The sequence below is a fragment of the Myxococcus stipitatus DSM 14675 genome, assembly GCF_000331735.1.
GTDB classification, from domain to species: domain Bacteria; phylum Myxococcota; class Myxococcia; order Myxococcales; family Myxococcaceae; genus Myxococcus; species Myxococcus stipitatus.
This window is the reverse complement of the sequence record NC_020126.1, coordinates 7365824-7380078: the sequence shown is the minus strand read 5'-3', so window position 1 is coordinate 7380078 and position 14255 is coordinate 7365824. Positions and strand designations below refer to the sequence as shown.

General features: G+C 69.6%; 9 protein-coding genes. 6 read left to right on the top strand and 3 right to left on the bottom strand.

Annotation, left to right across the window (positions count from 1 at the left end):
* Nucleotides 1–60 precede the first annotated feature (60 nt).
* The gene (locus MYSTI_RS28405; protein ID WP_015351256.1) at nucleotides 61–609 is read right to left on the bottom strand and encodes a DUF3060 domain-containing protein; all 549 of its coding nucleotides are present in this window, start codon (nucleotides 607–609) and stop codon (nucleotides 61–63) included.
* Nucleotides 610–665: 56 nt separating this feature from the next.
* Nucleotides 666–1499, bottom strand: a complete 834-nt coding sequence (locus tag MYSTI_RS28400; RefSeq protein WP_015351255.1) for an NAD(P)H-dependent oxidoreductase — start codon at nucleotides 1497–1499, stop codon at nucleotides 666–668.
* Between the two features lie 130 nt (nucleotides 1500–1629).
* Here MYSTI_RS28400 and MYSTI_RS28395 point away from each other — a divergent pair, with 130 nt between their 5' ends.
* From MYSTI_RS28395 to MYSTI_RS28385, 3 genes are all read left to right on the top strand, one after another.
* Nucleotides 1630–1974 carry a winged helix-turn-helix transcriptional regulator gene (locus tag MYSTI_RS28395; RefSeq protein ID WP_015351254.1) on the top strand — a complete coding sequence of 115 codons (345 nt, stop codon included), beginning with the start codon at nucleotides 1630–1632 and terminating at the stop codon, nucleotides 1972–1974.
* A 388-nt stretch (nucleotides 1975–2362) separates the two neighbouring features.
* Nucleotides 2363–2899, top strand: a complete 537-nt coding sequence (locus MYSTI_RS28390; RefSeq protein WP_015351253.1) for a MarR family winged helix-turn-helix transcriptional regulator — start codon at nucleotides 2363–2365, stop codon at nucleotides 2897–2899.
* Complete coding sequence (locus MYSTI_RS28385) at nucleotides 2886–4760, top strand: chloride channel protein (RefSeq protein WP_015351252.1); 1875 nt, start codon at nucleotides 2886–2888, stop codon at nucleotides 4758–4760. Before MYSTI_RS28390 ends, MYSTI_RS28385 begins: the two co-directional genes overlap by 14 nt.
* A 133-nt stretch (nucleotides 4761–4893) precedes the next feature.
* Here MYSTI_RS28385 and MYSTI_RS28380 read toward each other — a convergent pair whose 3' ends face one another.
* Nucleotides 4894–6504 carry a M28 family metallopeptidase gene (locus MYSTI_RS28380; protein ID WP_015351251.1) on the bottom strand — a complete coding sequence of 537 codons (1611 nt, stop codon included), beginning with the start codon at nucleotides 6502–6504 and terminating at the stop codon, nucleotides 4894–4896.
* A gap of 392 nt (nucleotides 6505–6896) precedes the next feature.
* On the opposite strand from MYSTI_RS28380, the gene MYSTI_RS28375 reads away from it, so the two are divergent.
* From MYSTI_RS28375 to MYSTI_RS28365, 3 genes are all read left to right on the top strand, one after another.
* Nucleotides 6897–7394 (top strand): hypothetical protein, encoded by a 498-nt coding sequence (locus MYSTI_RS28375; RefSeq protein ID WP_015351250.1) that lies wholly within the window; start codon nucleotides 6897–6899, stop codon nucleotides 7392–7394.
* Nucleotides 7395–7463: 69 nt separating this feature from the next.
* The gene (locus MYSTI_RS28370) at nucleotides 7464–13016 is read left to right on the top strand and encodes a PKD domain-containing protein (RefSeq protein WP_015351249.1); all 5553 of its coding nucleotides are present in this window, start codon (nucleotides 7464–7466) and stop codon (nucleotides 13014–13016) included.
* Between the two features lie 336 nt (nucleotides 13017–13352).
* Nucleotides 13353–14153 (top strand): YopT-type cysteine protease domain-containing protein, encoded by an 801-nt coding sequence (locus MYSTI_RS28365; protein WP_015351248.1) that lies wholly within the window; start codon nucleotides 13353–13355, stop codon nucleotides 14151–14153.
* The last annotated feature ends 102 nt before the right edge of the window (nucleotides 14154–14255 follow it).

Below are 14255 nucleotides of genomic sequence, written 5' to 3'. Positions count from 1 at the left end.
CACGTCCCCATTCATGCGGCCGCGATGCCGGGGCTCGGAGTGAAGAGTCTGCGCCGTTGCTCAGCGCGCCTGGGCGATGCGGTTCTTGCTGCCGGTGTTGCTGATGCGCGGCTTCTTGCCCTTCTCCGGGCCGTGCTTCCAGGTGACGCTGTTGACGCTGCCAGTCGTCTCGATGCGGCGGACGGTGTGGGCCGTGACGGTGTTGTTGCTCCCCGTCACTTCGATGAACTCGCAAGTCCCCGTGAGGACGACCTTGTTGCTGGAGCCGACGATCTCCACCTTGCCACCGTCACCGCAGTCGTGCGTCACGGTGCTCCCGGAGTCCACCAACTCGAGCGAGTCTCCTCCCCGCGACCGCGTGTCCGACTCCTCGCGGTCATCGTCATGCGCCGTGGCGCCGTCGGCCTCGATGTCGACGCCGCCACCCGTGCGGACTCGCGCCGACCCTCCCCGCGTCTCGATGGTGGCGCCCGGCGCCTTCACCCTGACGCTGCCGTCCTTGCCGACCTGGACCGACGCGGCCTCCTCGTCATCCTGAGCAGTGGCCGTCATCGACCCCAGGACACATGCGATGACGACGAAGGCCTTCGACTTGAATTGGTTGCGCATGGCGGTGGACCCCTTTGTGGCTGGACGCGCAATGTACGCAGCGACGCCGCGAAGATTCAAAGTCCCCGAGCGATATCGCGGGGGGCCGCGAGCGGCGCCTGCTCCGGCTCCCCCGCATGGAGCAGGTGGATGCGCGTGCCCGAGGTGCCGACGGCGAGCCCGGGCTTGAGGACCTGCTGCGTGTCGTAGTGCCCACCGTTCTGCCGGCGGAACGGAATGGGGGCATCCGTGAACAGTCCGTCCAGCCGTGCCTTGTAGTCCTCCGCCACGGCCGGCCATTGCTCGGGCGTGAGCCGGTCGGACATGTAGAGGCTGAACGGCGGGAGCGCCTCCATCCCGGGGTAGTAGATGATGCCGTGCTGGATGGGGAAGAGCAGGTCGTCGAGCGCGCCGTTGACGCCGCGGTCGGTGTAGTGCGGAGGGCGGCCACCAATCGTGACGGAGAGCATGGCCCGCCGCCCCGTGAGCGTGCCTTCACCGTAGCGGTCGCCCCAGCGTTCGCCGCCGTGGGCGCCCACGCCATATGCGAAACCGTAGGCGAAGACCCGGTCGACCCAGCCCTTCAGGATGGCCGGCATCGAGAACCACCACATCGGGAACTGGAAGATGACGGCATCGGCCCAGAGCAGCTTCTCCTGCTCGGCCGCGACGTCCGCGCTCTGCGTTCCCCCCGTGAAGGCATGCTTGGAGGCCCGAGCATACGCCAGCCGCTCCCCCTCCGGGTGCTTCAGGAAGTCGCCGGCGTCGGCCGTGGCCTTCCAGTTCATGGCGTACAGGTCCGAGACCCGAACCTCATGCCCCAGCGAGGTGAGGTGGCTCACCGCCAGGTCCTTCAGCGAACCGTTGAGCGAGCGGGGCTCGGGGTGGGCGTAGACAATCAGGACGTTCATGGGTCTTTCACCTTCACATCGAACCTCGGCCGGGGCCGCGGTTGCCGTGTCTGGATGGCGTAGACCTACGATTGAGGTTATTTTTCCGCAAGTACGCACAAGTTTGGTCAGTACGCACAAAAAGGGAACCATGACTCGCAAGCGCGACGACGACTCGAAGACGAACTGCCCGGTGGAGTCCGCCCTGGGGGTCCTCGGTGGGCGTTGGAAGGGCGTGGTGCTGTACTGGTTGCTGAAGGGCACGCACCGCTTCGGTGAGCTGCGCAAGCGGCTGCCGAACTGCAGCGCGCGCATGCTCACGCTTCAGCTGCGGGAGCTGGAGGAGGACGGGCTCGTCAAGCGCACCGTCTATCCGGAGGTTCCGCCTCGGGTGGAGTACGAGCTCTCCGCCTTCGGCCGCTCCCTGGAGCCCGTGCTCCGGGGCCTCCATGACTGGGGGGACAAGTACAAGAGCCGCCTGCGGCGCGCGGCGTGACGCTGCTGGGCGAGTGCTCCCGCGCGCGCTCGATTTCCTTCCGGTGAGGGTGGGCCCGGAGGGCGAGGGTGCTGACGGGCTCTGCGGCATCCGCCCGAGGCTCACCGCCTGGGCCGCGCTGCGCGGCGCTCCAGGTCTCACGAGGTGAGGCGGCGAGGACGCCCTTCAACGTCCTGCTTATCGCTCTCTCGCTGTTTGTCTTCTGGTGTCAGCGCTCCGCGTGAGCCGCGGGCAGGCGTGTCCCAGAGGACACAGCGGGTGCCCGCATGACCGCCTGTCGTCCCTCGCTGAATTTTCCGTTGCGCACGCGGGGGGTGGACCGTAGGTTCCGCGAAAGTATATGGGTTCCCATACAAATCGAGCCGAGGGCCCCTCGCGGGATGGCGGGGTGCGCGAGGTCATGGATGGCATCCGCCGCATCGTGCGGTTGCTGAGGGTCTCCGCGAAGGCCTCCGAGCGGGTGGTGGGCATCAGCGGAGCGCAGTTGTTCGTTCTCCAGCAGCTCGCGGAAGGTGGGCCCTGCTCCATCAACGCGCTGGCGGAGCGGACGCTCACGCACCAGAGCAGTGTGTCCGTGGTGGTGGCGCGCCTGCTGGAGCGAGGGCTGGCCACGCGCCGCGCCTCCGAGGAGGACGGCCGTCGCGTGGAGGTGGCGCTGGCGCCCGCGGGAAGGGCGCTGCTGCGGGAGGCGCCCGCAATGGCCCAGGCCCGGCTCATCTCGGGACTGCGGCGGCTGCCGCCGACCGAGCGCGAGGGGCTGGCGCGAGGGCTGTCCGCCCTGGTGCGCGAGCTGGGGCTCGATGGGAAGGAAGCGACGTTGTTCTTCGAGGACGAGCCCGCGATGCGCCGGACGGCGCGTGTGAAGCAGGCGAAGCCGAGGGCCACGCCTCGGAAGAAGAAAGGAATGGCGGATGGAGCGGCCTGAGGGAAGCCGAGTCGAGGCGGGACAGGGCGAGGTGGGCCGAGCGCAGCTGCCCGTGGCCCCGTCCATGGGGCCCACGTTGGCGGGCGTGCGCGCGCCCACGGTGATGGACCCGGTGGACAAGCGCGTCGTCTTCATCAGCGCGCTCGCGGTGGTGCTCGCCCTGGCGGCGGGGTTGGTGGCGCAGGGGCTGGGCCACCTCATCCACCTCATCACGAACATCGCGTTCTTCGGCCGCTTCTCCACGGCGAATGTCGCGCCCGGCGAGCACACGCTGGGGCCGTGGGTCATCCTCGTGCCCGTGGTGGGGGCGCTCATCGTCGGGGTGATGGCGCGCTATGGCTCGCGAGCCATCCGGGGCCACGGCATCCCGGAGGCGATGGAGCGGGTGCTCTACAACCAGAGCCGGATTCCTCCGAGGATGACGTTCCTCAAGCCGCTGTCGGCGGCGGTGGCCATCGGCACGGGTGGGCCGTTCGGCGCGGAGGGCCCCATCATCGCCACGGGTGGCGCGCTGGGCTCGCTGCTGGGACAGGTCCTGCGGGTCACGGCGGACGAGCGCAAGGCGCTGCTGGCGGCGGGTGCCGCGGCGGGCATGGCGGCCACCTTCGGCGCGCCGGTCTCCGCCGTGCTGCTGGCGGTGGAGCTGCTGCTGTTCGAGTACCGCCCGCGCTCGGTCATTCCGGTGGCGCTGGCCACGGCCACGGCCACGGGCGTGCGGCTGGCGTTCGAGGGCGGCGCGCCCGCCTTCGCGATGCCGGAGCTGACGGTGCCGGGCGGGCCCGCGCTGGCGTTCTACATCGTGCTGGGCGGTGTGGTGGGCGTGGCCTCCATGCTGGCCACGCGAGCCGTGTACGCCATCGAGGACGCGTTCGAGAAGCTGCCGGTGCACTGGATGTGGTGGCCCGCGCTCGGTGGCCTGGTGGTGGGGGTGGTGGGCTGGCTGTCACCGCGCACGTTCGGCGTGGGCTACACCAACATCGAGGACATCCTCTCCGGCCGCTTCGTGGGCACGGCCATGCTCGTGTTCTGCGCGATGAAGTTCGTGTCCTGGTCGGTGGCGCTGGGCAGTGGCACCTCGGGTGGGACGCTGGCGCCGTTGTTCACCTTGGGAGGCGGGCTGGGCTCGGGGCTGGGGCTCCTGGCGACGACGCTGGCGCCGGGGCTGGGCGTGGACATCCGGATGGCGGCGCTGGTGGGCATGGCGGCCATCTTCGCGGGGGCCTCGCGTGCGTTGCTGGCCTCGGTGGTGTTCGCGTTCGAGACGACGCGTCAGCCGCTGGGGCTCCTGCCTCTCTTGGGCGGATGCGCCGCGGCCTATCTGGTGTCCTCGCTGCTCATGCGGCACTCCATCATGACGGAGAAGCTGGCGCGGCGCGGCGGGCGCGTCCTCACCGAGTACGGCGTGGATGCGCTGGGACAGGTGCTCGTGCGCGACGTGGGGCTCAAGACGGTGGTGACGCTGGACGCGGACCGGCCCCTGGAGGGAGTGCGCACGTGGCTCGCCTCCCGCGAGGAAGGGGCGCGGCATCAGGGCTTCCCGGTGGTGTCGGCGGGGGCGCTGCTCGGGGTCGTCACGCGTCGGGACTTGCTGGATGGGCGCGAGGTCGAGGGCCGGCGTGTGCGCGATGTGGTGCGGCGCTCTCCGGCGGTGGCGTACGACGACAGCTCGCTGCGCGAGGCGGCGGACCTGATGGTGGAGGAGGGCGTGGGGCGGCTGCCGGTGGTGCGGCGTGAGGCGCCTTCGCAGGTGGTGGGCATCATCACCCGGAGCGACCTGCTGGGTGCCCATCGGCGGCGATTGGATGATTCGCGGCGCAGGGAGCGCGGGCTGAACGTGGCGCTTCCAGCACAGGGGGCCTGAGTCCGGGCGTCCCAGGAGCAGGGGCGCCATGTCCGAGAAGCAGCGCGCCGAAGTGGAGGACACGTCGGCGCGCGTGGCGCTGGGGCGAGCCCCGCACGCGGTTCGTCCCCCCGGTGAAGGGGGGGCTGCGAACTCAGGGCGCGTCGTGGCGGGCCTCGCTGGGGGCGAAGCGACGGAAGAAGCTGGTGTCATTCCAGCGAGGACGCTCCGGCGTGTTGGCGACCGCGAGCGTCAGGTCCCCGAGCATCCGCACGAACTTGACGGCCGCCTCCTTGTCCATGGGCTGGTGCGCGTCGTCCGACGGCGAGTGGTAGTTCCTCGAGTACCAGCCCTTGTAGAGGCGCTCCTCGGCGGAGCCCGGCTCGTAGCCGAACTTGAAGAACAACGCCGGCACACCCTCTCGGACGAAGGAGTACTGGTCGCTGCGGATGAACAGCATGCGGTTGGGCTCCGCATCCGGCATCAGCTTCACGCCATGCTTCGAGGCGACCTTCTCGAGCGGCTCGAGGAGGTTGGACTCATCCTGGCCATAGGCCACGACGCGCTCGAAGGGGAACAGCGGCAGGAACATGTCCAGGTTGAAGTTGGCGACGATGGAGCCCTCGGGCACGGTGGGGCGCTGCGCGAAGTAGCGTGAGCCGAGCAGTCCCTTCTCCTCGCCCGTCACCAGGAGGAACAAGATGGAGCGCTGGGGCTTCAGGGCCTGAAGCGTCCGCGCCACCTCCAGCACCGCGGCCACGCCCGTCGCGTTGTCCATGGCGCCGTTGTAGATGGCGTCGCCCTGGACGGGCTGGCCGACACCGACATGGTCCAGGTGTGCCGTGAGGACCACGTACTCACGCGCCAGCACCGGATCACTGCCCGGCAGCAGCCCCACGACATTGGGCGACGATGCGCGAGACGCCTTGCGCTCGGAGCTGGCCCGGAGCCGGACGGGAAGCTCGAAGCGCGGCAGGGGCTGGTTCGTGTCCGCGAGCTGCAGCACGTCCTGGAACGAGTGCCGTGCTCCGGCGAACAGCTTCTGCGCATGGTCCGGGTTGACGGAGAGCGCCACCTTCATCCCCTGGGTCTCATCCAGGGTGGGGTCCGCGAAGGTCATCGCCGGCTGGAACCGGGACGAGGCGACGCGAGACCACGGTGTCTCCGCGAGCTTGGGGTTGAGCAGCAACATCGTGCCGACGGCGCCCGCCTTCCGCAGGGCCTTGCCGCGCTCGGCCAGGGAGCTGTAGTGGGCCCGCAGGGGACCGGAGACCTTCGAGGGGCCGCCCTGGAGGTAGACGGCGATCTTCCCCCGGAGGTCCACCCCGGCCAGGTCGTCGTGTCCGGCTTCCGGAATGGACAGGCCATACCCCACGAAGACGAGCGGTGCCTCCACCTGTCCCTCCTCGCCCGTGCGCACGGAGATGATGGCATCCCGGCCAACGACGAGCGGCGTGCTCTTCTTGCCGCGCACCAGCGCCAGGCGTGAGCTCGCATCCACGAGCTGCCGGGAGATGAGCGGGACCTCCTGGAGATAGCTGTCACCCACCCCGGGCTTCACGCCGAGCGCCGCGAGCTCCTTGGCGACATACTCCGCGGCCAGGCGGTATCCCTCGCTGCCCGTGTCCCGCCCCTGCAGCGAGTCGTCCGCGAGGTACTGGACATGACTCCACCAACGCTCCGTGTCCGAGGTGGGAGCGGGCTCGGCGGCGAGCGCCAACGAGGGCAACAGGAGCAGGGACGTCAGCAGAGCGGGAGGGCGCATGGTGGCTGGGGGGGATGGAGACGTGGCGAGGACTGCAATCGCCATGCACACCTTCCAGGCCCCTTGGAGGGCCCTCCGCGACCCTGGCTCCCTCTCGAGTGCCAAGGCCGCGGCCCGCGTGAAATGTCGGAACTGGGATTTGCCTTCTCGCTCACGGACACAGGAGGCGAGGCGGTGATGTCCGTGAGCCCCAGGTCTACTGCCGGGCGACGCGCTTGAGCCGGAAGGGCGAATCCCCTCCGCGCAACGCAGGCGCGCTTCGGCGGTCCTGAGCAGGTAGAGGCCGCCCACGCGCGTTTCATCGAGCAGGGATGAAAGGGCGGTGGAGGCTCATCGTGCCCCTGGGAGCGTGTCCCTACAGAGGCGCTTCCACTGGATGGTAGGGTGGGGACATGGAGACACCTCTCGATTGGCTCAAGGTTCTTTGGCCGTTCGCTGGGCTCATCGCGCTCTTGGTCGTCACGAACGCTCGCGAGGGTCGCCTGGCCGAGAAGCTGTACCACTCCATCGAGCTGGGTCTGGTGGATGAGGCCAGGTCCCTGCTCTCGAAGCATTCCTTCTCGAGCCGGCGCTCGGCGGTCGTCTCGAAAGCCATCGTGAGGGCCGTCGAGGCAAGACAGCCCGCTATCCTCGAGTTCCTGCTGAGCACGGACCTGAGGCTGCTCACCTGGGGCCAGAAGCTGAACTCCTTCCTCTACGCGCAATCGCTGAAAGGCGGCTGGAGGGGCGTGGTGCTCAAGTGGCGTCAGGAGGGGTACCCGTTCGAGCCGTGGAGGGACCTGAGCGAGAAGGACAAAGCCAGGTTGAGGAGCAAGGCCGCTCGCGACAATGCGCTGGAGCCCTCGAAGCTCCAGCTCCAGTGCGAACTGGGCCAGTGGAAGGTCACCTGAGGGGACCGGCAGGGGGACAGCCCATTCTCCGGGCTCATTCCGTATGCGATACGGAGCTCCCTGCCGCCCATGCCCATTTCCATCCCATTTTCGTGGTTCCGGCCCCTCTCCGTCTGGCCCTTGCTGGTGCTGAGCCTGGCCTTGGGCTGCGCCCAGCCAGAGGCGCCGGCGACACCGCCCCCAGCGGAGGCCCCCGAACGCGCGGCCCCGTTCGATGTGGGCGCCGTGGTCCGGCAGGTCCACTTCTCCTGGCGCGCAGACTCCGAGGGCTTCGGTGGCGGGCACTCGACCTACTCCGTCCGCGCGGGCCCTGAGGGGCTGTCGCTCACGCCCTACCATCACGACCCCCGAGGCGTGGCGGACGTCGAGGCTCCGGGGGCGGCCGAGAAGCCGCGCTCTCCCGGCGCGGTCCAGAAGGGGACTCCCTGGCTCCTGGGGACGCCTCGGCTGAGCCGAGGGGGGCGGAGTCTGACGGACGCCCGTGCCGCCACCGGCACGGTGGAGTCCGATGGCCACCTGACGCTCGCGCGCGGAGCTGTCACCGAGCACCTGCGCAACAGCGAGGAGGGCGTCGAGCAGTCCTGGACCTTCGAGACGGCCCCCGCGGGCTCGGGGGAGCTGCTGGTGGAGATGGACACGAGCGGCCTGGCGTTCGTGGACACCTCTCCCGGCGGGCTGCACTTCGCGGACGCGGCGACGGGCCTGGGCTTCCGGTACGGCCACGCCACGTGGGTGGACGCGAACGGACGACGCACCTCGCTGGGGGCCCGTTTCCATGAAGGGCGAATCCAGCTCCGCGTCCCCGAGGCGCTGCTGAAGGACTCCGCCTTCCCCGCGGTGCTGGACCCCGTCATCGCCCCGGAGATGGGCCTGGGGCAGCCGGTGCTCGGACCCCAGGTCCTGAGCCAGTCCTCGCCCGTGGCGTCGGCCGTGGGGAGCACCTGGCTCGTGGTGTGGACGGACGCCTGGGCCGGCGGCTCCGGGCAGCTCACGGCCGCGCGGGTCTCCAGCGCGGGGACGCTGTTGGACCCCACGGGCATCGTCGTGAGGGCGACCGGTTCGACTCGCGCCTGGGTCAAGGTCTCCGGCTCCGCGACCGACTGGCTCATCGTGTGGCAGAACGCCAACACAGACATCCTGGGGGCTCGTGTGTCCTCGGAGGGCGTGGTGCTGGACTCGACCGACATCACCCTCGTCGCGACGACCGACTATGAATACAAGCCCGCGGTGGCTTCGTCGGGCTCGGGGTGGTTCCTGGTCTGGGAGGTGCGGGCGCGGATGGCCGCGACCGCGCTCATCAAAGGACTTCGCCTGTCATCCACGGGGCAGCCGCTGGGCAATCCCATCTCAATCAACCTCTCGGGGCTCTGGGCCATCAACCCGCAGGTGTCATTCAATGGCTCGCGCTACCTCGTCGTCTGGCAGGCGCTCGAGTCCACCGGGTCGAACTTCGACATCCGGGGGGCGCGTGTCTCCACCGAGGGCGCGGTGTTGGACTCCTATCCCTTGACCCTCTGCACGGCGACGGGAAACCAGCGTGAGGCGACGCTCGCGGCGAGTGGCTCGTCGTGGTTGGTGGCGTGGACGGATGACCGCGACGGTGCCAGTCGCGCGACCATCCATGGAAGTGTCGTGTCCGACTCCGGGGCGCTGTCCGTGACGAACGGCCAGTTGTTGGCGCTGTCGCTGGGCACCGCGACCCTTCCTTCCGTGGCGGCGATCGGCTGGGGGGAGTGGTTCCTCGTCTGGCAGGATGCCGAGACGAGCAGGCCGGACATCTTCGGCACTCGCGTGGGGTACAACGGGCCGACGGGAAGTCGCGTCGTCCTGGCGAATGATGCGCGCGCCGAGACCGCGCCGTGGGTGGCTTCGGCCGCCGGTGGTGGCAGCGTGCTGGTCGTCTGGGAGGAGGCTCGCAAGTCGCTGGACATCCACGGGGCGCGGGTCTCCTCGTCGGGTGTGAAGCTGGACCCCGCGGGGTTGCTCCTGAGCCGGACGACGAATCGCCAGTACGTGCCCGCGGTGGCCCATGACGGCACGCATTACCTCGTCGTCTGGCGGGACACGCGGGAAGGCGAGATGGACATCTATGGCACGCGCGTGACGAACCAGGGTGTCGTGCTGGACGGCGCGGGGCTCGCGCTCGGCACGGCGAGTGGTGTCCAGGATGAGCCGACCGTCTCGGCGGGAGCTTCCGGATGGCTCGTCGCCTGGGCGGACTATCAGAACGGCTCGAACGCGGGTGACATCCGAGGGGTGAAGGTGAGTCGGGAGGGGGTGGTCCAGCTCGGGTTCCTCATCGATGGTCCCTCCTCGAACATGGTCTCACCCGCGCTGTCGTTCGACGGGACCGACTGGTACGCGGTCTGGGCGGATGGGCGCAGTCAGCTCGGTGGCCAGGGCTGGGACATCTATGGCGCGAAGGTCTCCTCGAGGGGAAGCGTCACCCCCGCGACGGGGACCCTGCTGACGCCCGGGATGGACCGCGAGCAGTTCATGCCCGCGATCTCCTTCAATGGCACGGAGCACCTCGTCGTCTGGCGGGAGTACGTGCGCAACTCGTTCACGGACTACGACATCATGGGCACGCGCATCAGCCGCGCGGGTGTCGCGCAGCCCTTGGGTGGATTCGTCATCTCCAGTGCTCCGGGAGAGCAGTCCATGCCGGTGGTCTCCTCGGCCGGGGCCGACTGGTTCGTCGCGTGGCGAGACGGATACCCGGCGACGGGCCTGCGAGGGGCACGCGTGTCCTCCACGGGCGCGGTGTTGGACCCGTCGGGGCTGTCGCTCGTCAGCGCGACGGATTCGAAGGACCACCTCGCGATGGCTTCGGATGGGCGGAGTCACTTCCTGGTCTGGCAAGAGCGGTCCTCGACGGGGAATGTCGACATCCGAGGGATGCGGGTCCGGACGGATGGCACCGTGCTCGATGCGGCCTTCTCGCTGGCCTCGGCCGCGGAGAATGAGGCCGCCCCGGCTGTCGCCACGCATGGGACCTCCGATTTCCTCGTGCTGTATCAGCGCCTGGGGGTCGCGAGCACGCCGACGGCCGAGCGGGTCGTCGCGCGCAAGGTCCTCTTCAACCGTCCCCCCGTGGCCGCGCCGCTCACGCGCACCACCTCCGAAGACACTGCTGTCTCCGTGACGTTGACGGCGACGGACGCGGACGGGGAGGCGATGACCTATTCCGTCGCGACGCCGCCTGTGTCCGGCACGCTCTCGGGCACGCCTCCGAATCTCACGTACAGCCCCCCCGCGGACTTCCACGGCGAGGACCGGTTCACCTACCGCGCCACGGATGCGTCGGGGGAGAGCTCGGCGGAGACCCAGGTGGTCATCACGGTGACGCCGGTGGCGGACGCGCCGGTGGGGATTCCCGTCGAGGAGGTGACGGGTGTCGAGGACTCCCCGGTCGACCTGCCGACGCTTTCGGGCAGTGACCCGGACGGCGATGTCCTCTCCGTCGAGGTGGAGACCCAGCCCTCCTGGGGTGTGCTGGAGGACGTGGCCGGAGCCCTGCGCTACGTGCCCGCTCCCGACTTCCATGGGGAGGATGGCTTCACGTTCATCGTCCGGGACTCGACGGGGCTGGCGTCGGCGCCGGTTCGCGTGCGCATCCTCGTGGCGCCCGTCAATGATGCCCCCGTGGCCCATGAGCGGAGCGCGTCCCTGGACCAGGACACCGGCGTGGACCTGGTGCTGTCCGGCGGGGATGTGGAGGGGGATGCGCTGACGTTCCAGGTCGACCGGGCTCCGGCTCACGGGACGTTGAGCGGTGTCGCGCCGAACCTGCGCTACGTGCCCGCGGCCCGGTATCACGGCGACGACGACTTCACCTTCAGGGTCCATGATGGACAGGCGTGGTCCAGCCCCGCGGTGGTGCGTCTGGACGTGCGGTTCGTGAACACCGCGCCGGTGGCGCAGGGACAGGCGGTCTCGCTGACGGAGGATGCGTCGGCGCAGGTGGTGCTCGCGGGGCAGGACGTGGATGGAGACGCGCTGACCTTCGAGCTGGTGGGCTCCCCCGCTCACGGCGTCTTGAGTGGCACCGCGCCCGCGCTGACGTACACCCCTGTCGCGGACTTCCACGGAGAGGACCGCTTCACGTTCATCGCCAGGGACTCGTCGGGCGCTGCCTCGGCTCCCGCGAGCGTGGTCCTCACGGTGACGGACGTCAACGACGCCCCTGTTGCTCGGGATGCGTCGGCGTCGACGGAGGAGGATGTCGCCCTGGCCCTCACCCTGGATGCACGGGATGTCGACGGTGATGCGCTGACGTTCGAGGTCGAGACGGCTCCCGCGCACGGCACGCTCAGCGGTGCGCCGCCGGAGCTGACCTACACGCCGGAGCAGGACTTCCATGGCGAGGATTCGTTCACCTTCACGGCGTCGGACGGCACGGAGTCCTCCTCCGCGACGGTGTCCCTCACGGTGCGGTCCGTGAACGACGCGCCGGTCGCCGTGGCGCAGGAGCACGTGCTCGAGCCCGTGGCCACGGCGCTGACGCTCGAGGGCTCGGACGTGGAGGGGGATGCACTCACCTTCGCCATCCAGGTTCCGCCCGAGCATGGAACGCTCGAAGGCACTCCGCCCGAGGTCACCTTCCTTCCCGAGGAAGGCTTCCGGGGAACGACGTCCTTCTCCTTCACGGTGTCGGATGGCGTGCTGAGCTCGGAGCCCGCGACGGTGACGCTGCGCGTGGGCAACACGGCCCCCGTGGTGGCGTTCAATGCGGTGGCTCCGGAGGCGGAGGAGGGCGAGCCCCTCTCGTTCGAGGCGACGGCCGCTGACGCGAACGGGGATGTGCTGACGTTCCACTGGGACTTCGGAGACGGAGAGACCTCGGACGAGGTCCGCCCCGTGCACACCTACGCCAACGAGGGGCTCTACGAGGTGGTGTTGAGTGTCTCGGATGGACTCACCACCGTGACGCGGTCTCGGACGCAGTCCGTCCGCAACGTGGCGCCGGAGCTGGTGCCGCTGGATATCCCCGCTCATGCCGAGGAGGGCAGGGCGCGGGTCTTCAGCGCGCGGGCCCAGGACTCCGGGCCGGATGACACGCTCACCCTGACGTGGGACTTCGGGGATGGCAGCGCGCCCGTGTCCGGGGCGGAGGTCTCGCACACGTACTCGGACGACGGGACGTACACGGTGAAGGTCACGGCCCGCGACGACGCGGGGGCCTTCGTGCAGGAGGTGCGCGAGGTCCTGGTCGCGAACCTGCCGCCGGTGCCCGTGGCGGTCTCCGCCAGCACGCTCCAGGGAGGAGCGGTGCTCACGCTGCGGCTGGAGGCCACGGACGCGGCCGGAGCGAAGGACCCGTTGACGTGGACCCTGGTGGAAGGCCCCGGGGCGGTGACGGCGGAAGGGCACTACGCCTGGCCCACGGAGGCGACGACGGACGGCCACTTCCCGGTGCGAGCCCGGGTGTCGGACGACGAGGGCGGCGCGGCCGACCTGGTGCTCGACGTGCGTGTCACCGCGCTGCCGTCGGTATCCACCTCGCCGCGAGAGGGAGGCGGGGGTGGCGGTGGCTGCGCGTCCGGTCCTGGGAACCTGGCGCTTCCCGCCGCGGTGCTGGGGCTGCTGTCCCTGCTGGCGGCTCGCCGGCGCGGGCGCTGAGTCCCATGCCTTGGGAGCGGCTCTCACTTTTCGTGAATCCGAGCGCCGTCCTCCCATCGTGTCTCCGCCGCGCCCCTGCTTTCCGGAGGGGCGCGTTCTCTCGTAACGCGATTGCGTTCTCCTGAGACATTCCCTGCGGTGCCCAGGTGTCTCCCGCCCGCGCGGCCGCGGGCGACCCGCGGGTGGCATGCCTCCTGCTGAAGCGGGCCATCGGGGGGGCACATCACCTGGCGGGCCATGGGCCTGTCCTGGTTGCAGCGCGTGAAGCCTTCCCGTTCGCGTTCGGGCGCCGCTGGGGTGGCGCCGAGGGCGAAGACTTCCTGGGAGGGGCACCGCGTGAAGGCAACGAATCGGGAGGAGATGTATCGGGATACGCTGACGGAGCTGTCGCTGGCGCATCGCCACATGGCCCAGAAGCTCTATGACAAGGACGGTGTCTGCCTCTCCTTGTCCTGCCGATGGATTCGGGAGATCCACGCGGCTGACATCTGGATGGGCTGGTCGCTCAAGCAAGCTCCGACGGACCGGCTCGCCAGGGTCCTGCTCGACATTCGCGACGTCGTCACTCGACACAAGGCCTACCTCGCGCAGCGAGATGCGAACGAGCTGAGGGTCATGCAGCTTCGCGCAAGGGACCTGCTGAATCGGGAGGTGGCGGCCCTCCGAGATTCCAAGCTGAGTGAGGAGGACAACGCGGCGTTTGTCGAGGCGGTGAAGCAGGCCCGGGGCTGGGTGGCGCACGCGAATGGCTCGTGGGTGACGCAGCCGGAGCGCGCCCTCGCACAATCCTATGGCCTCGGACTCGAGGGAGTCGGCTCCTGGGAGCTCGGCGACGATGAGGTGGCCCATGCGACGCTCAAGAAGGTCCTGGGGAATCTCCCCACGTCGACCGCGCATCTCGTCCTCTGGCGGGGAGCGGGGGCGAAGGCGGAGAGCCACGCCGTGGGGCTCTACAAGACGCATGGCGCCCTCTGGCAGGACTGGTACGTCTTCGACCCGAACTTCGGTGAGTTCAAGCTCAACTCCCTGCACAAGGCTGCCACGGCCGTCTGGCAGACGGGGCTGTACCTGGGCATGAACAGCGTGCGTCTGGTCGAGGCCAAGAAGCCGCCTGCCGCCGCGGGGGCCGCTGCTTGACGTCGAGCGGCGCTCGTCGTGCCGAGCGGTTCAGTGGGCGATGTTCTCCCGAGGCGGCCTTGGGAGGCGTCAGGGCGGGACGTTAGGGTCCCCTCGCGCCAG